The organism is Haloarcula sp. 1CSR25-25 (assembly GCF_032027985.1).
Taxonomy (GTDB): Archaea; Halobacteriota; Halobacteria; order Halobacteriales; family Haloarculaceae; genus Haloarcula.
Window position 1 is genome coordinate 742408 of record NZ_JAHYBW010000002.1, and the last position, 17000, is coordinate 759407.

Genomic DNA, 17000 nt, shown 5'->3' on the forward strand with positions numbered 1-17000 from the left:
AGGTTCGACATCGGGGCACTCTCCCGTTGTTTTGAGTTTATTTGGAGAGTACGCCGGTATTTGGACCTCGCGTCGCTGGGTCGGTGTGCAGCGGCCTCCTGATGGTGGGACGGCTACGCATCTATACAGCCGCTGCTGTCGGCGACAGTGACAATAGCGATGTAGGACACCGACTCCGACAGGCGAAAGTCGGTGCGGCGGGCCACCCGACGGGCCGGTTCCGGGTTGCTCACCGGGTCCGGCTCTCGTCGTCCGTATCGCGCCGGGCCAGCCGTTCGGCCGTCTCGCGGTCCGTCTCGACGCGCTGGTCGCGTTCGCTCCGGACCAGCGCATAGAGGACCAGCGGCGCGGCCAGTGACAGGAGCAGGAACACGACGACCAGCCCGGTTCCGGCGGGCATGGTCAGCCGAGGAAGATGTCCGCCAGGTCACTGCCTCCGGACCCGGTGTCCCGGTACAGCTCCGAGTAGCCGCAGTTCGTGCACGTGACGACCTGGAACTGGTTGGTCTGGATGTCGAACATCTTCGAGAGGCCGCCGCCGGTGGTCGAGATGCTACCCACGTCAGTGCCGGTGTGGCCGCACTTCGGACAGCCGCGCTCGTCAGCCGAGTGTGTGTTGGAGGGCATTGCACGCGGGTGTTCGACCCCCAGCGTAACAAATCTGGTGCCACCGTGAGACGTGCTCATGCTGTTTGTGTCTCTATGGGGAGATATTCGCCACCCAGGGTGGCGAACTCAGTCACAGACGGTATCAGTCGCCGCTCGTCACAGATGTACAGCCGACAGTACCAGTCGTCGCTTGTCACAGCCAGTAACTGGTATCTGTCACGTAGCGTGCCAGTCGAAAACGAGACGGGCGAAGGTAGTGGTGCACTATGCCAGTTCCCACCCGCCTCAACGGAGAGAAACGCCCACGTTATTTGTTTGTTATGAATCCCACAATCCTGCCTGGCTCAGTCGTCGGCCGGAATCGGGTCGCCGTGGGACACTTCGTCGCCGAGCAGGTCCATGAACTGCGCGAGCCACTCGGGGTGGTCGGGCCATGCCTGTCCGGTGACCAGGTTGCCGTCGGTGACCACCTCGTCGACCCACGAGCAGCCAGCGGCCTCACACTCGGCGCGACAGGCCGGATAGGAGGTCATCTCGTAGCCGTCAAGCACGCCGGCGGCGGCGAGTATCTGCGGGCCGTGACACAGCGCCGCGACGGGTTTGTCCTCCTCGAAGAAGTGCCTAACTGCGTCGAGCACCGCGTCGTAGGTCCGGAGATACTCGGGGGCGCGACCGCCGGGGACGACGAGCGCGTCGTAGTCGCTCGGGCTCACGTCGGCCATCGTCGCGTTCAAAACGAAGTCGTGGCCCCGGGACTCCATGTAGGTCTGGTCGCCACGGAAGTCGTGTATCGCTGTCTTGACCGTCTGTTCGGCTTCCCTGTCGGGACACACCGCGTCGACGTCGTGGCCGACCGTCTGTAGCGTCTGGAACGGCACCATTATCTCGTAGTCTTCGCCGAAATCGCCGACAATCATGAGGATGTCTTTACCCATTGGAAACACCAGGAGACGCTAGGGCCGCCGTCGAAATAAAGTCGCAGGTGAATTACCAGCGCCGTGTCACGCGTCGAGCGACGCCAGCACCTGCTCGATATCCGCCAGCGAGTCGATGACGTAGTCGGGCGTCACGGCGCTTCGTTCCAGTGCCCGCTCGTTGGACACGCCGGTCCGGACGAGAACGGTCGTCATGCCGTTTCGCTCGCCCATCGCGATGTCCGTCTCCAGCCGGTCGCCGACGACTAGACAATCCGCCGGGGCACAGCCCAGTCGTTCCAGCGCCGCCTGGACGGCGATCTCGGAGGGTTTGCCGAGTATCCGGTCCGGGTCCCGTTCGATGACCCCGGAGACGGCGTTTATTATGGCCCCGGAACCGGGGACCGGGTCGCCGTCCTCGTTGGGAAACGTCCGGTCCGGGTCGGTCCCGAGGAACACGGTGTCGTCACCGATGGCCCGGAGCGCGTCGACCATGTCGCGGTAGTGAAAGCCGTCGGTCCAGGAGGCCAGTAGCACGTCCGTCTCTGCGGGGTCCTCGGTCAGCTGCGCGCCTGTCCGCTCGACCAGCCTGCGGAGCTGGTCGCTTCCGATGAGGAACACGTCCTCGCCCCCGTGGGTCCCGTCGAGGTACTCGCGGGTGACGACGCCGGAGGAACAGGCCTCACCCTCGCGGGCGTCGACGCCCATCCCGCGCAACCGGTCGACGTACTCGCCGCCGTCGTGGATTGGGTTGTTCGAGAAGAAACAGAGCTCCAGTCCCCGCTCTCTTACCACGTCGATTGCTGACGCCGCGCCCGGCACGAGCGTGTCTCCGTGGTAGACCGTTCCGTCCAGGTCGATGATGGCCCCCGCAGCTGTCATTACCACCACTCGGGCCCCGGCAGTGAAAAGTCCGTCTCAGTCGTGCAGTTCGACGTCTCTCACTTCGAAGCGCGCCCCGCCGCTGTCGCTGTCGGTCAGCGCCACCGACCAGCCGTGGGCCTCGGCGACCTGTTCGACGATAGCCAGGCCGAACCCGGTTCCGTCCGCCGTCGAGGAGTACCCCATCTCGAACACGTCGTCGGCGTCGCCGTCGACGCCGGTGCCGTTGTCGGCGATGTAGAAGCCGTCGCGTGACTCGAGCAGCCCCACCTCGATTTCGACCTCGCCGTCGTTGTGTTCGATTGCGTTCCGGAACAGGTTCGCCAGCAGGTCCTGGGCGCGCCCGCTGTCGGCCGCGAGTTCCGCGCTCGACTCGACCGACATGGACGACTGTTCCGCCTCGATCCAGGTCCAGGCGGTCGACGCCAGCGTCGATAGCTCGGTCTCCTGGGGGTCACTGACAGTCCGGCCCTCTCGAGCCAGCGCGAGCACGTCCTCGATGATACAGCCCATCCGGTCCAGCGACCGGTCGATTTTCGCGACCAGTTCGGCCGCTTCGCTGTCGGCGGGTTCCGAAAGCAGGTCGACCGCGCCCTGGGCGACGTTCAGCGGGTTCCGGAGGTCGTGACTAACGACGCTTGCGAACTCTTCTAACCGCTCGTTCTGGCGCTCCAGTTGGCGCTGGCGTTCGACGCGCTCGGTGATGTCCCGTGAGACCAACTGGAACGTCTCCGCCTTGCGGTGGCTGTCGACGGGGATGTACTGGTTGTGGTAATGTCGCCCCCCGACGGCGTCCTCTGACCGTGTCGCAGCGCCGTTTTCGACGGCGCTCTTCCCGGCTTCGAGACGCTGATTGGCTGCCTCGCTGTCCATCACCGCGGCCAGCTTCCGACCGACGAGCGCGTCGGGGTCGTCACCCAGTCTGCTCGCCATCGAGGGATTCACAGAGAGGATGGTCCCGCCAGTCGTCAGGTGGACGATACCGTCCGGCGAGTCCGCCACGAGCGACTCGAACTTCTTGCGGGTCCGCTCCTGTGAGACGACGTTCTCGATTCGGTTGGCCAGCCGACCGTACTGTTTGTCTTCGACGACTTCGAGCTTCAGGAGGTAGTCGGCGACACCCGCCGCAATAGCCGCATTCGCCGTCTCTTCGTCCCCCCGGCCGGTCAGCAGGATGAACGGGACCGACGGGTTCGTCTCTCTGATCTCCCCGAGCAGTTCTAGCCCGTCCATCTCGGGCATCTCGTAGTCGCTGACGATGCAGTCGAACCCGCCCCCGTCGAGTCGGTCCAGCGCTTCCGTCGCACTGGTTGCAGCAACCGACTCGATGCCGTGTTGTTGCGTGAGCGTATCAGCGGTCATCTCCGCGAAAAAACCGCTATCGTCCACGACAAGCGTCCGTATATTGTTTTCAGATGTCATGTTTCCGGCGGGGGGCCTTGTCGCCTCAACGGTCTGTCCGTATTTATATTTCAAGGGAGTCAGTTCGACCGCTGGACCCCGCTATCGCGGCACCGGCGGAGCAATCGATACTCCGATACCGGGGCTGTGATGGACCAGTGGGTCCGACTCGGGCGCCGATATATCAACGAACGGTAATACTGAGCCGGTCACGGTGGCGTCGACGCGGTCGAGCCGCCACGGGTCGTGCCCGACGCTGCCGACCAGGTGCGTCCCGAAGCGCCCAGTCGTGAAGTATCGCTGCCGGTCGACGAGGAACGAGGCCAGCGAGTCCGGCGGGATAGCCACCGGGTCACCCCCAGCCGTGTACCGGCACTCGAACAGCCGTCGGTCGCCGGCGTCGAGGACCCGGCGACGGTCAGACGTCGGGAGCGTCCGCGGGGTAGCGTCCCCGACCGTGATGCGAAACAGCTCCGAGACCGCTGTCGCTGTCCGCCTGTCGTCACCGAACAGCGCTAACACGCAGACCCCGCGCTGGCCGGTCGGCCCGCGGACGTAGGTCCGAACTGTGAGCAACTCAGACGGCCCGGCAATCTCGATACCGAAGGTCTCGACGCGGTCGACGGTCGCCGCGACAGTTGACACCCAGGCGTCCCCGTCGGCCGTCTCGACGGCCAGCCAGTCGGGGACGGCCGCCTGCACTGCTGTCTTGGCGGCCGGCCAGTGACAGAAGCAGACGTCCTCGAGCGTGACCTGTAGCGGACGGAGGGCGACCACACCCTCACTGGGGCCGACACGCTAATCAGTGTACTGGGCGACCCCGTCGAGCCGGTGGAGTCGGCCTGCTGTCACCGGAATCTCGGCGCAGTAGTGGACGAGCGGATCGCCGTCGGGGCTATCGAACCCCGACGCGGCGAACAGCCCGTTCGTCCGGATGTCGGCCCGCCCCGCCTGGAGCGGCCACGGCTCGTGGCTGATGTCGGCGTAATACACCGTCCCGTCGTCGCTCGCGGCGTAGAAGCGGTACCGCTCTACCAGGAACGACTCCAGCGAACCCGGCTCGGGTGTCGACGGCGGCGCAGTCGGCTCGTAGGTGGCGTGGAAATCCGCCGGCGGTGCGCGCGAACTGGTCCGGCGACTCCGGAACTCCACGCTATCGCCGTCGGTCCGGACCTGCATCGATGCCCGGTAGTAGGCTAACTGGAACAGCCGCCGGGCCAGCGTGACACTGAGCCGGTCGTCGGCGTCGAGGTTGTAGAAGTACACCCCCGGCGTCCCGTCGGCGACCACGTAGGTCCGGAGGTTCAGTTCGCCGAAGGACCGCCCGACCGGACTGCCTCGCGGTCTGATGTCTGCCATGCGAAACGGGACCACACTGAGCCACGCCTGCCCGTCGTACGTGTCGACAGCGAGCCCGTCCGGCAGCGTCGTCTGGACGGTGTCGGGGTCGACCGGCCAGTGCATGAACCCCACGTCCCGCCACGTCATCGTCAGCAGGTCCATGTCTGATTGTAGGGGCCAAGCCGGTTTTTGCCTGTCGTGGGACGCGGTGACACGTCACCAGCACACGCGGCCGCTTCGGCACTAGAACTTTCACCGTTCCACCCCCAGCACCGCGTATGGAGTTCGAGGTAATCCAGGGCGATATCGCTGCACAGTCGGCGGACGCACTGGTCAACGCGGCGAACACGAGCCTGCGGATGGGTTCAGGCGTCGCCGGGGCGCTCAAACGCGCGGCCGGGTCGGGCCTGAACGACGAGGCCGTCGCGAAGGGACCGGTCGACCTGGGTGGTGTCGCGACCACCGACGCCTACGACCTTGACGCCGAGTACGTCATCCACGCCGCGGCGATGCCGCCGGGCGGTCAGTCCAACGCCGAGAGCATCCAGAGCGCGACCCGGAACACGCTGGCGGAAGCGGACGCGCTGAACTGCGAGTCGCTCGTTCTCCCGGCCATCGGCTGTGGAATCGCCGGGTTCGACTTCGAGGAGGGTGTCCGAATCATCTGCACTGTCATCGACGAGTACGAGCCCGACTCCCTGACGGACGTGCGACTCATCGCCTACTCCGACGACGACTTCAGGAAACTGCAACGAATCGCGGCCGACGTTCGCGACTGATTGCCCGTCACAGCAGGTGTACGCGCCCGGCTCGCCACTCCCAGGCGACTTCCAGTACGATCCAGCAGACGAGCCATATCGCGGCGAAACTAAACACCAGCCACGTCGAGGCGAGATACGGTGTGGTCCCGGCGACGGACTGCAACCACGGATAGGCCTGTATGCCGACGACGAGCGTCGCGACGAGCCCCAGCATCCCGGTCACGTAGTGTTCTGTCGCGTTACCGACCGAACAGACGCAGGCGTCACTGCCTGCCGTCTCCTCGAATGTCTCGCTGCTCGGCCCCCGAGCATTGGTCATTGTTACCTTTCCTCAACCTAGGGCTTGACCACACAGCGCATTAATCGTTTCGGCGGCTCACTCGTGGCCTGACACCCGCACTGGCTCGTAAGGGTCTTCCAGCCACTCCACGTCGCTCTCCGAGAGGTCGATCTCCAGCGCCGCGACCGCTTCTTCGAGGTGGTCGAGGCTACTCGTTCCGATGATCGGTGCGTCGACCCACTCCTTGTCGAGCACCCAGGCCAGCGCGATCTGTGCCATGGAGGCGTCGTACTCCTCGGCCAGTTCCTGTACGCGCTCGTTGACCTCGCGGCCGTTCCCCTCGTAGTAGGGGTGCTCGCGGGCGTGGTCGTCCGTCTCTCCACGGACCGTCTCCTCGACCTGCTCGTGCGGGCGAGTGAGATAGCCCCGGGCCAGCGGACTCCACGGGATGACGCCGACGTCCTCTTTCTCACACAGCGGGAGCATCTCGCGTTCCTCCTCGCGGTACAGCAGGTTGTAGTGGTTCTGCATCGTCTCGAACCGCTCCAGGCCCTCGCGCTCGCTCGTCCGCAGGGCGTCGGCGAACTGGTGGGCCCACATCGACGACGCGCCGACGTAACGCGCCTGTCCCCGCCTGACCGCGTCGTCCAGCGCCCGGAGCGTCCCCTCGATGGGCGTGTCGTAGTCCCAGCGGTGAATCTGGTAGAGGTCGACGGCGTCCATCCCCAGGCGGGACAGCGAGTTCGACAGTTCCTGTTCGATGGCCTTCCGCGAGAGCCCCCCTGAGTTGGGGTTGTCCGCGTCCATCTGGAAGTAGCCCTTCGTCGCCACGACCTGTCCGTCGCGGTCGTAGTCGTCGAGAACGGTTCCGAGGACACGCTCGGACTCGCCCATCGAGTACATGTTTGCCGTATCGAAGAAGTTGATGCCGAGGTCGATGGCCCGCTCGATGACCTCGCGGCTCTCCTCTTCGTCGAGCACCCAGTCGCGCCACTCCGAGGTTCCGAAGCTCATACAGCCCAGACAGAGCCGGCTGACCTCCACGCCAGTCGACCCGAGTGTCGTGTACTCCATGCCCCGAGTCGCGGGCGCGCTGCGCAAAAAAGGTGGGGCGAGCGGCCACGGCGCGGTCGGACATGGAACTCTCAGAGCACGCCAGCCACGAACCCGAGACCCATCGTGACGAGCACGGCGGCGGAGGCCAGCGGGAGGTAGGGCGTATACCGTTCGACGGCGGCCTCGTGGTGCTGGTAGCCGGCGACGAGCGCCATCGTCAGGCCGACGAGCGCGACGACGACCGTGACCGCGTAGGCGCTCATCAGTTCGAGACAGTACGGCGAGCCGGCACAGAGCGCGATGATCTCGAACTCCTCCTCGTGGGCGAAGCCCAGCAGGAAGGCGGCCCACGCGATGCCGAACAGCCCGCGGTCGGCGGCGTCGTCGAGACTGTCGTGGGCGTGTGAGTGGCCGCCGACGAGCGGGAGTCGGTCGCGCAGGCGCGACCAGCGTCCGTCGCTGTCGTTGTGGTGCGAATGCTCTGTAGCGTGGTGGGTCTGCGAGTCGGAATGTACGTGGTCGTGGCCGTCTGTCGCTCCGTGCCCGTGTCCGCCGTCCTCCGTTTCGCCATGCCCGTGTCCGTCGTCCTCCGTTTCGCCATGCCCGTGTCCGCCGTCCTCCGTTTCGCCATGCCCGTGTCCGCCGTCCTCCGTTTCGCCATGCCCGTGGTCGCGTCCGTGCCGATACTCACGGACGCCCAGCAGTACGAGTAAGACGCCGGCCACGACGCTCACCGGCCCGCCGATGTGGACACCGGCAACGAGTTCCAGCGGCTCGTTGGCCTGTGTGAGGTCGAAGTAGGCCTTCGCGTAGAAGAACGCGAACACCATCGCGATGCTGCTGAGGAGGTGGCCGACGCCGAGCAGCAGGCTCGCCGCGAACCCGGAGAGCCACGCGTTCGACTGGTCGAGGGCGTAGGACGCCGCGACCGGCCAGCCGTGGCCCGGCTCGAGGCCGTGGACCGCGCCGAGAGCGATTGCCCCGAGGAACAGACCGAACGCTTCGCTGTATCCCATCGCTGTGCGGAATCGACGACGGGGCCCGGCCTAAGGGTTGTTACTACGCACTCGGCGGGTCCGTAATACGGAGAGCTTTGTGGACCGCCGACAGCTATACACACATGCGAACGAGTGTCAATATTCCCGAGAGCCTCCTTTCGGAGTTCGACCACGTCTGGCGCGAGCAGGGCCTGGAGAACCGCTCACGAGCGGTCAGGGAGGCGATGGAGGAGTACGTCGAGCGCCACTCGCGGCTGGAGGCGATAGACGGCGACGTGGTCGCGCTGGTCGGGTTCGACTACCGCCACACCGACGTGATTCGGGAACTCCACGGCGTCCAGCACACGTTTCAGGACGTGATACTCAACACGAGCCACACCCACCAGGGCGAGTGGTGTCTCGAATCGCTGTTCTGTCGCGGCCCGGCCCAGCGAGTCCGGGCGCTCACCTATCGACTGCGTGATTTCGACGCCGTCCGCCGGGTGAAGGTGATGGTCATCCGCGACGACGCGACCGAACCGCACTGCCGCGAGTAACGCCTGCGGGGCCTACAGCGACTCCGCCGCGACCCGACCGATGTACAGCCTGGCCGCGGCGTAGCCGGCACCCGCCAGCACGACCGCCCCGCCGACGTGCCCGTAGGTCAGCAGCGTCGGGCTGTCGACGGCTAACTTCGCCACGGTGGTCGCCGGGTGCTCCGGGAGTAGCACGGCCCCGCCGAACAGCACGAGCGTGACCACGGAGAACAGTAACTGCGCCGGGCGACGGTTCTGAAGCGTGATGCCCAGGACGACGCCGAGGGTCACGACGACGACGGTGACTGCGGTGATGAACAGCACAATTGCCGCCGGGTTCGAGACGGCGATGCCGTTCGTGGACAGCAGCGCGAGCCACAGCAGCGCCTGCGCGGGAGCGAGCAACACCATTCCCAGCGCCTTCCCGTCGATGATATCCAGCAGTGACACAGGGGCGACGCGGAGTAGTTCCATCGTGCCGCGCTCGATTTCCTCGGTGACGGTGTCGACGGCCACCGAGCCGCTGATAAAAGGCGGCAGGAACAGCAGCAGAGGGATGAGGATGGTGTAGGTGAACCCGAAGTACTGGCTCGCGCTGACCGTGTCCGGCAGTGGCACGGGCGGCCGGTCGAGATACGGTGTCCGGTCCAGTCGCTCCTGGCGCTCCAGCGCGCTCAGGACCCGGCGCACCTCGACGACGATGAGCGTCGACCGGATGCTCCCCTCGGGAGCGATGGCGGTGACCTGTACCTGCTCCCCCGGCCCGCGCGTCGACGGGACGTACTCGCCGTGCAGTATCGCGTCCACTCGCCGCTGGTCGAACGCCTGCCGTGCGGCGGCCTCGCTCTCGAAGACGGTGACGCTGGTCCCGTCCTGTTCGGCGGCCGCGGCCACCAGTTCGTCGCGGGCCTCGCCGGTGACGGCCATCTCCACCTCGCCGGCCGCGACCGACCCGGGGTCGTACAGCGACGTGAGACCGACGACGAGAAACGACGAAAAGCCCGCGACGAACAGCTGGATGAGCAGCGCCAGCACGATAGTCTTCTCGCGGGACAGCGACCGGATGTCCCGCCGGGCGACGACGACCCGCGGGTCGCGCCAGACCGGGCGGTCCTCAGACAAGGGTACTCACCACCGCGAAGTTGTAGGCGAAGTGGACGACGATAGCCAGCCCCAGGCCACCGAGGTAGGCCCGGCGTCCGCGGCTCGCGCCCACCGACGAGATGGCCGCCGTCACCGTGTGCAGCGCCAGCGGGAGCAGGAACAACAGTCCCGCGACCCACAGCGGCAGACCGGCCGGCAGGGTCGCGCCCTGGAGCGCCGCCTCGCCGATAGGCAGGCTCTCAAGGTCTGACAGCCTGGCGATGAGCAGGCCCTTTTCGCCGATGAAAAAGCCGAGTCCAGAGAGCGCGCCGACCCCGAGCGCCGACCGGAGCGTCCGCTCGTAGCGGGCGTGTTCGTAGCCGGCGTAGACGTGCAGGCTCTTGGCCAGTTCCTCGATGACGACGATGACCACAAGCACCAGCACGATGCCCAGCGACTGGTTCGTCCCGAAGACGTTCAGCGACACCGAGTCGAGGACGAACAGGAACGCGACGGCCGCCAGTTCGGCGACGATGACCAGCGGCAACAGGACGACGCTCATCTTCAGCGCGCTCCGGCGGGTCCTGATGCCCCCGGCCAGCGCGTCGAGCACCTTCAGCGGGATGGGCCGCTGGGTGAACATGTCCTCTTCCCGGTACAGACCGGCCCCCAGACCGAACAGCACCAGCCCGGTCAAAAGCGGCGGTGTCGCCGAGAAGACAAACGACGAGAGCCCGACCGACTGGCCGGTAAGATCGAGGACGACCAGCGTCAGCGGCGAGATGAGCGCGATCGGCGTCACGTCGGTGAAGATAGCCGGCACGAACGCGTAGGAGGTCAGCGTCACCGTTATCGTCACCGTCACGAAGGTGAGTTCCTTGAACGAGCGGGCGAACATCGCCCCGCAGAACGTCGCCGAGAGGAAGAGGACGACGAGCGGAACCACCGCCAGCACCGCGACGAGGCTCCCCGCCGGCGCGATATTCCCGACCCGTAGCGCCGCGGTGATGAGCGCCGCCACGCCGACGGCACCCAGGAAGTACGGGAGTGTCTTCCCGCCGATGATGTCCCCCCGGGAGGCGGGCGTCACCAGCAGGAGTTCCCCGCGGCGGTTCAGCCGTTCCGAGAGCATCGACGAGCCGTAGGCCTGGATGACGAAGTTCATCGGCACGATGTAGAGGAAGGCGAGCACGAGGGATTCGAAGGGGAACGGCGGCGAGATGTCCGAGGGGGTGCCGCCCTGTACGTCACCGGTCAGGCGCGCGCCGACAGCGCCGAGATTCGCTCCGCTGCTGCTTGTGGCCCCGTCACTGCTGCCGATGCGCTCCTCGCCGCCTGCACTGTCACCGCTATCGCCGACGCCCCCCTCACCACCGTCGCTCGTCGCCGAGCTATCGCCGCTCCCGGCACCGCCCTCGCTGCTGGCGTCGCTCGTCTCGTCACTGCTTTCGTCCGAACCGCCGCCGCTCGAAGTACTCTGTTCTCCCATATCCGAGGCGCTGGTGCCGCTGTCCGACGTGTCCGATTCGTCACTGCTGTCCCCGCTTCGGGGGTCGAGCCGACTGCTCCCCGACTGCTGCTCGTAGACGAGCGTCACAGAGACCGGGAACGCGGCGGTCTGGTTGTCGTCACGGGCGAGGGTGCGGTCGTTGTACTGCGCTGTGCTGTCGCGGAGTTCGGTGAGCGCTGCCCGCTCCTTGGCCGTCCGTGGCTCGTTCTGCAGTCGGATGCCCCGATACAGGAGTTCCTGCTGGCGGCGCTCGACGGCGGCGGGGTCGGGCTCTCGGATGTCGAAGGTCCGGTCGTCGGCCGCGACGCCGTGGTACGGGCTGGACTCGTCGACGCCGATACGGTAGATACCGTCGTCCATGCCCGCACCGGTGCCGCCGCTGACGGCGATTGCGGCCACCGCGCCCATCGCCACGAGTGCCAGTGCCATCACGACGACGGTCCGCTTGTCGACGCCGCCGGCGTTTTTCGTCACCTCCCACTTGGCGACCCGCAGGAGCTTGTCCGGTTGCATCTACTCCGCGTCCTCCTCTACGTACCGCGTGCCGCGGGTGCCGGCCTCGGAGACGTTGAGGAACACCTCCTCCAGGCTCGACTCCTCTGTCCGTATATCGACCACTTCTCCGCCGTTTGCCGCCGCCTGTTCGCGCGTCGCTTCCACGGCGTCCATACTCTCGACGACTCGCCTGTAGGACCCGTTCTCCTGTGCTGCGTCGGGCACGTCGACGGTGGTGTAGACGTGATACCGCGTGTGGCCATACTCGGCCTGGAGTTCTTCGAGGTCGCCGCGGGCGACGATTTCGCCCTCGTTCATGATGACGACCCGGTCACAGATCGATTCGACGTGAAAGAGGTTGTGCGCCGAGAAGACGATGGTCTTGCCCTCCTTTGCCAGCTGCTCTGTGAACTCGATGACGTAGTTCGTCGTCAGCGGGTCAAGTCCCGAGGCCGGCTCGTCGTAGATGAGTACGTCCGGGTCGTTGATGAGCGACCGCGCGATGGCGACCTTCCGTTTCATCCCCTTGGACATGTCGCCGAGCTTCCGGTCCCGGTGTTCCAGTTCCAGCTCGTCCAGCGTGTCGTGCATGCGCTCCTCGGCCACGTCCGGGTCCACGTCGTAGAGGTCGGCGAAGAACTGCAGGTAGGAGATCGGCGTCATCTCCTCGTACAGCGGCGACTCCTCGGGGAGAAAGCCCAGTTGCTGGCGCATCTCGGCGGTTTCGGTGTCGAGTCCCGCTATCTCGGCCGAGCCGCTCGTCGGCTCCAGCAGGCCCGCGAGCATCTTCAGCGTCGTCGTCTTGCCGGCCCCGTTCGGCCCGATGATACCGAACACTTCGCCGCGGTCGACCGAAAACGAACTGCCCTGTACAGCGACGAAACCGCCGTACTCCTTCCGAATATCCCGGGCGTCGATCATCTTGCGAGTGGTTGTGAGTGAACTAACCTATACCTTGGCTCCGCCCTATTGCTTCTGATAATGGCACTCGAACTCGGCGGCAGCAGCGTCTCACTGGAGCCGACACCGGACGGGCGACGCCTCGTCGTCCGGCGCGACGTCGCCGCGTCTGCCGTCACTGTGTGGGATATCCTGACAGACACTGACTCCTGGCCCGACTGGGGGCCGTCGGTCACGGCCGTCGAGACGGACAGCCGGTACATCTCCGCGGGGACGACCGGCCGCGTTCGCGTTGCCCGCGCGGTGTGGCTCCCCTTCGAAGTGACGGCGTGTACGCCGTACCGCTGGACGTGGGCCGTCGCACGGCTCCCCGCAACGGGGCATTTCGCCGAAGAACGGGCCGACGGCTCCGTCGTCGGGTTCGAGATTCCACCGCTGGCGACCGGCTACGCCCCGGTGTGTGCCCGTGCGTGTCGGCACATTGCTTCTATCGCACAGCGGCGCGACGCGTAGGCAGCGGCCACGCTACCGTCGGCAGGACCGTCTGAAACAAAGATAATCGACGAGTCCGAGAAGACGAGGCTACGCATCTCTCTCAACAGCGGCTTGCAGGTGGCCCGAGCGTCGGTCTGGGACAGTCACTTCGGAACCAGTTTGGGGCCCACTCTGTTCGTGCCGTCAGCTACTGTTTGGTTACGCGTGCGTCCGATACTTTGTGGATGTCGTCGTCGATGCCGGTTCCGTCACAGTCGTCGTTCGGACATCGATAGTGCCAGCCGTCCTCCGTGGCCGCTCGCTCCGTGAATCGGTCGCCGCATTCGTCACAGTAGAGCTGCCCGGCCGAGCACGTATCGCGGTGGAGTTCGAGTTCGAGTTCTGTGCCGAAGGTCCGCTTGCAGTTCCGACAAATATGAGGCATATTCGAAAATACAGATTCATCCCTTATAGCGATACCGGAACGTTCACGGCCGCTTCTTTCCGTTGTCGGTAGGTACGGGGCGTCCGCCGTCCGTCGGTTTTCGGCGCGGCATACGTTTCATATCCTGGACAGTAATGGCTGCCATAACTGCCCTGTCATGTACACATCTCGGCATTGGCCAGTATCGACCGATGCTGACGGACGTCGTGTTCCGGAGTCCCAAATCTAGCTCGCCTGAGAGAGGTCAGGACGTGATAACGTCTATCCGGGTGCCGCCGGCGTCGCTGTCTCCGACCGACACCGTCCACCCGTGGGCCCGCGCCGCGGTGTCGACGAGGAACAGTCCGTACCCCTCCCCGTCCCGCGTCGTCCCGAAGCCGAGGTCGAACACCCTGTCGCGTTCCGAATCGGGAATCCCGGGACCGTCGTCGGCCACGTAGAACCCGGAATCGGTGTCGCCGACGGTGACGGTCACCGGCTTCTCGCTATGTGTGACCGCGTTGTCGAACAGTTCGCGCAACAGCATCCGCAGCCGGTCGCTTTCGGCGTCGACAGACGCGTCTGTCGCCACTTCCAGCGTCGCGTCCCCGTAGCTCTCCGCGGTCCAGACCTCAGTCGCTACGTCAGCCAGCGAGAGTGGGTGGGTCTCCGAGACCGGGCACGCGATGCTTCCGATGCGGGAGAGGTCGGTAAGCAGTGACTCGACGCGCCGGACCGAACGAAGCAGCGGTTCCTCGTGGGGCTCGCCGATGTCAAGCAGTTCCAGCCGGCCCATGACGACGTTCAGCGGGTTCTTCGCGTCGTGTGAGACGCCGCTCGAAATCGCGTCCCACTGTGTGGCACCGACCCGCCAGTCGGTCGGCCAGCGGGTCGCGTACGCTTCGAGTTTCGCGGCCAGCAGGGACGGCGGCGTCCCCGTGGGCAGGTAATCGGTGACGCCGGCCCGGAGCGCCTCGGTGACACGGTCCGTGTCTGGGTCGGTCGCGACGAGCACGATCGGAATCTCGGCCCCTGCTGCCCGCAGTTCCTCGAACACCGCTACCCCGTCGTGGTCGGCGTCGTCGCTGACGACGACGCCTCTGACAGCCCCGTCGCGCAGCCGGTCCTGAACGACGCTCGTGTCTCGGACTGCTTCGACAGTTGCACCGTCCGGTGGCAGCGCTTCGGAGAGGTCCCCAGCCAGGGCAGTCGCGTCGGTACCGGTGACGAGATAGACGGTCCCACGAGCAGGCGTCATCGCCTGGGAGTACGAAAACAGGCGATAAGAAACCGACGGTGCCCTACAGCAGGTCTTCGACGTGGTCGGCGACTTCCTCGGGCGTGTCACCGACCGGGACACCGTTGTCCTCGAGGGCGGTGATCTTCGACTGCGCGGTGCCGGTGCCGGAACCGGAGACGATGGCGCCGGCGTGGCCCATCCGCTTTCCGGGCGGCGCGGTCCGGCCGGCGATGAAGCCGGCGACCGGCGTGTCCATGTGCTCGCCGATGTAGCGGGCGGCCTCTTCCTCGTCTTCGCCGCCGATCTCGCCGCACATGACGACGGCGTGGGTGTCGGGGTCGGCCTCGAATTGTTCGAGCGCGCCGATGAAGTCCGTCCCGATGATGGGGTCGCCGCCGATGCCGATAGCCGTCGACTGCCCGATACCGCGGTTGGTGAGGTTGTCGACGACCTGGTAGGTCAGCGTCCCCGAGCGGGAGACGAGGCCGACGTTCCCGGACGAGAAGATGTTCCCCGGGAGGATGCCGAGTTTGGCGACGCCGGGCGTGATGACGCCGGGGCAGTTCGGGCCGACGAGATGCGTGTCGGTCTCCTGCAGTTTGCGGTAGACCCGGGCCATGTCCTGGGTCGGGATGCCCTCGGTGATGGTGACGACGAGGTCGATGCCCTTCGCGTCGAGTGCCTCGAAGCAGGCGTCACCGGCGAAGGCCGGCGGCACGAACACGACGGCGGCGTTCGCGTCGGCCTCGCGGGCCGCGCCCTGCACGGTGTCGAACACCGGCACACCGGCGACTTCCTGCCCGCCGCGACCGGGCACTGCGCCGGCGACGACGTTCGTGCCGTACTCAAGCATCTGTTCGGTGTGGAACTTCCCTTCACCGCCGGTGATTCCCTGTACAACGACGCGTGTGTCTTCGTCGACTAGAACACTCATGCTTCCACCTCCTTTGCGTACTCGACCGCACGCTGGACGGCGTCCTCCAGCGTGTGCTCAACCGTCACCAGGTCCTCGTTCAGAATCTCCATGCCTTCCTCGGCGTTGGTCCCCGCGAGTCGGACGGTGACCGGTTTCGGAATCTCGTCGAACTGCTCTAGGGCCTGGTTGATGCCGTTGGCGACTTCGTCGCCGCGGGTGATGCCGCCGAAGATGTTGAACACGACGGAGTCGACGTTGTCGTCGGAGAACACCATATCGAGCGCGTTGGCGATGCGGTCGGCCTTCGCGCCGCCGCCCACGTCGAGGAAGTTGGCGGGCTCGCCGCCGTAGTAGTCGACGAGGTCGAGCGTCGTCATCACGAGGCCCGCGCCGTTGCCGATGATGCCGACGTTGCCGTCCAGTCGGACGTAATCGAAGCCGTACTCGTCGGCCTTCTGTTCGAGTGCGTCGCCCTCCGCGGCCTCCTCGCCCATCTCGGCGATTTCGGGCTGGCGGAACAGAGCGTCGTCGTCGATGTTCATCACGGCGTCTGCCGCGATGACTTCGTTGTCGCTCGTGATCATCAGCGGGTTGATCTCCGTGTCGGCGCCGTCGCGGTCGTCCCAGAGCTGGTACAGCGTCGTGAGGACGCTCGCCACGTCGTTTGCGAGCTCGCGGTCGACGCCGGCCTCGTAGACGACCTTCCGGGCCTGGAACGGGTGCATCCCGAAGGCCGGGTCGATGTGCTCGCGGGCGATGGCGTCGGGGTCCTCCTCGGCGACCTCCTCGATGTTGACGCCGCCTTTCGTCGAGACCATGGCGACGGGACGCCCCTCGCCGCGGTCCATCGTCACGCCGACGTACAACTCGTTGACGAAGTCGACGGCCTCCTCGACGAGCACCTTCGAGACGTGATAGCCCTTGAGGTCCATCCCGATGATGTCCTCGGCGGCCTCCCGGGCCTCCTCTTTGGACTCGACGAGCTTGATGCCGCCGGCCTTGCCGCGGCCGCCCACGTGTACCTGTGCCTTGATGGCGACCGGATATCCGATGTCCTCGGCCGCGTCGACGGCTTCATCCACTGTCTCGGCCAGCTGCGAGGCGGGCGTCGGGATGCCCGCGTCGGCGAAGACCTGCTTCGCCTGATATTCGTGCAAGCGCATGTCATGCAGAGAGGCGAGCGGTGGCGATTTAAATCCGT

20 protein-coding genes are annotated in these 17000 nt (G+C 66.1%); 3 read left to right on the forward strand and 17 right to left on the reverse strand.

Annotated elements, in window-relative coordinates; all coding sequences use genetic code 11:
* Positions 1-229: 229 nt before the first annotated feature.
* The 7 genes from KZ498_RS08980 to KZ498_RS09010 all read right to left on the reverse strand — a co-directional run bounded on the left by KZ498_RS08980 (position 230) and on the right by KZ498_RS09010 (position 5309).
* A complete protein-coding gene (locus KZ498_RS08980; protein WP_312618347.1) occupies positions 230-400 on the reverse strand; it encodes a hypothetical protein in 171 nt (56 codons plus the stop codon).
* A 2-nt stretch (positions 401-402) separates the two neighbouring features.
* Positions 403-627, reverse strand: coding sequence for a zinc ribbon domain-containing protein (locus KZ498_RS08985; protein ID WP_312618348.1), 225 nt, complete (start codon positions 625-627; stop codon positions 403-405).
* A gap of 326 nt (positions 628-953) precedes the next feature.
* Positions 954-1544: a DJ-1/PfpI family protein gene (locus KZ498_RS08990; protein WP_312618349.1), complete on the reverse strand. Its 591-nt coding sequence runs from the start codon at positions 1542-1544 to the stop codon at positions 954-956.
* 66 nt (positions 1545-1610) lie between these two features.
* Positions 1611-2405, reverse strand: a complete 795-nt coding sequence (locus KZ498_RS08995; RefSeq protein WP_312618350.1) for an HAD-IIA family hydrolase — start codon at positions 2403-2405, stop codon at positions 1611-1613.
* A 36-nt stretch (positions 2406-2441) separates the two neighbouring features.
* Complete coding sequence (locus KZ498_RS09000; RefSeq protein ID WP_312618351.1) at positions 2442-3827, reverse strand: response regulator; 1386 nt, start codon at positions 3825-3827, stop codon at positions 2442-2444.
* An 81-nt stretch (positions 3828-3908) separates the two neighbouring features.
* Positions 3909-4583: a DUF2071 domain-containing protein gene (locus KZ498_RS09005; protein ID WP_312618352.1), complete on the reverse strand. Its 675-nt coding sequence runs from the start codon at positions 4581-4583 to the stop codon at positions 3909-3911.
* Positions 4584-4604: 21 nt separating this feature from the next.
* Complete coding sequence (locus KZ498_RS09010; protein ID WP_312618353.1) at positions 4605-5309, reverse strand: DUF2071 domain-containing protein; 705 nt, start codon at positions 5307-5309, stop codon at positions 4605-4607.
* Positions 5310-5425: 116 nt separating this feature from the next.
* Between KZ498_RS09010 and KZ498_RS09015 the strand changes: the two genes are divergently transcribed.
* Positions 5426-5926, forward strand: coding sequence for a macro domain-containing protein (locus tag KZ498_RS09015; RefSeq protein ID WP_312618354.1), 501 nt, complete (start codon positions 5426-5428; stop codon positions 5924-5926).
* A gap of 7 nt (positions 5927-5933) precedes the next feature.
* Here the strand turns inward: KZ498_RS09015 and KZ498_RS09020 are convergent, their stop codons facing one another.
* The 3 genes from KZ498_RS09020 to KZ498_RS09030 all read right to left on the reverse strand — a co-directional run bounded on the left by KZ498_RS09020 (position 5934) and on the right by KZ498_RS09030 (position 8260).
* Complete coding sequence (locus KZ498_RS09020; RefSeq protein ID WP_312618355.1) at positions 5934-6227, reverse strand: hypothetical protein; 294 nt, start codon at positions 6225-6227, stop codon at positions 5934-5936.
* Between the two features lie 57 nt (positions 6228-6284).
* Positions 6285-7262 carry an aldo/keto reductase gene (locus KZ498_RS09025; RefSeq protein ID WP_312618356.1) on the reverse strand — a complete coding sequence of 326 codons (978 nt, stop codon included), beginning with the start codon at positions 7260-7262 and terminating at the stop codon, positions 6285-6287.
* Between the two features lie 71 nt (positions 7263-7333).
* The gene (locus tag KZ498_RS09030; protein ID WP_312618357.1) at positions 7334-8260 is read right to left on the reverse strand and encodes a hypothetical protein; all 927 of its coding nucleotides are present in this window, start codon (positions 8258-8260) and stop codon (positions 7334-7336) included.
* 104 nt (positions 8261-8364) lie between these two features.
* Here KZ498_RS09030 and KZ498_RS09035 point away from each other — a divergent pair, with 104 nt between their 5' ends.
* A complete protein-coding gene (locus KZ498_RS09035) occupies positions 8365-8778 on the forward strand; it encodes a ribbon-helix-helix protein, CopG family (RefSeq protein ID WP_312618358.1) in 414 nt (137 codons plus the stop codon).
* A gap of 12 nt (positions 8779-8790) precedes the next feature.
* Here the strand turns inward: KZ498_RS09035 and KZ498_RS09040 are convergent, their stop codons facing one another.
* Genes KZ498_RS09040 through KZ498_RS09050 form a run of 3 tightly spaced genes read right to left on the reverse strand, consistent with a single transcriptional unit; the run spans position 8791 to position 12766 of the window.
* On the reverse strand, positions 8791-9879 hold the full coding sequence (locus KZ498_RS09040; RefSeq protein WP_312618359.1) for an ABC transporter permease: 1089 nt from the start codon (positions 9877-9879) through the stop codon (positions 8791-8793).
* Positions 9872-11863, reverse strand: a complete 1992-nt coding sequence (locus KZ498_RS09045; RefSeq protein ID WP_312618360.1) for a PrsW family intramembrane metalloprotease — start codon at positions 11861-11863, stop codon at positions 9872-9874. The genes KZ498_RS09040 and KZ498_RS09045 overlap by 8 nt, the downstream gene beginning before the upstream one ends.
* Positions 11864-12766 carry an ABC transporter ATP-binding protein gene (locus tag KZ498_RS09050; protein WP_312618361.1) on the reverse strand — a complete coding sequence of 301 codons (903 nt, stop codon included), beginning with the start codon at positions 12764-12766 and terminating at the stop codon, positions 11864-11866.
* A 60-nt stretch (positions 12767-12826) separates the two neighbouring features.
* On the opposite strand from KZ498_RS09050, the gene KZ498_RS09055 reads away from it, so the two are divergent.
* A complete protein-coding gene (locus tag KZ498_RS09055) occupies positions 12827-13258 on the forward strand; it encodes an SRPBCC family protein (protein ID WP_312618362.1) in 432 nt (143 codons plus the stop codon).
* 169 nt (positions 13259-13427) lie between these two features.
* On the opposite strand, the gene KZ498_RS09060 is transcribed toward KZ498_RS09055, so the two are convergent.
* From KZ498_RS09060 to sucC, 4 genes are all read right to left on the reverse strand, one after another.
* Complete coding sequence (locus KZ498_RS09060) at positions 13428-13664, reverse strand: transcriptional regulator (protein ID WP_312618363.1); 237 nt, start codon at positions 13662-13664, stop codon at positions 13428-13430.
* A gap of 244 nt (positions 13665-13908) precedes the next feature.
* On the reverse strand, positions 13909-14901 hold the full coding sequence (locus KZ498_RS09065) for an ATP-binding protein (protein ID WP_312618364.1): 993 nt from the start codon (positions 14899-14901) through the stop codon (positions 13909-13911).
* A 43-nt stretch (positions 14902-14944) separates the two neighbouring features.
* On the reverse strand, positions 14945-15817 hold the full coding sequence (sucD, locus tag KZ498_RS09070) for a succinate--CoA ligase subunit alpha (RefSeq protein WP_312618365.1): 873 nt from the start codon (positions 15815-15817) through the stop codon (positions 14945-14947).
* Complete coding sequence (gene sucC / locus KZ498_RS09075; RefSeq protein WP_312618366.1) at positions 15814-16962, reverse strand: ADP-forming succinate--CoA ligase subunit beta; 1149 nt, start codon at positions 16960-16962, stop codon at positions 15814-15816. The genes sucD and sucC overlap by 4 nt, the downstream gene beginning before the upstream one ends.
* Positions 16963-17000: the final 38 nt, after the last annotated feature.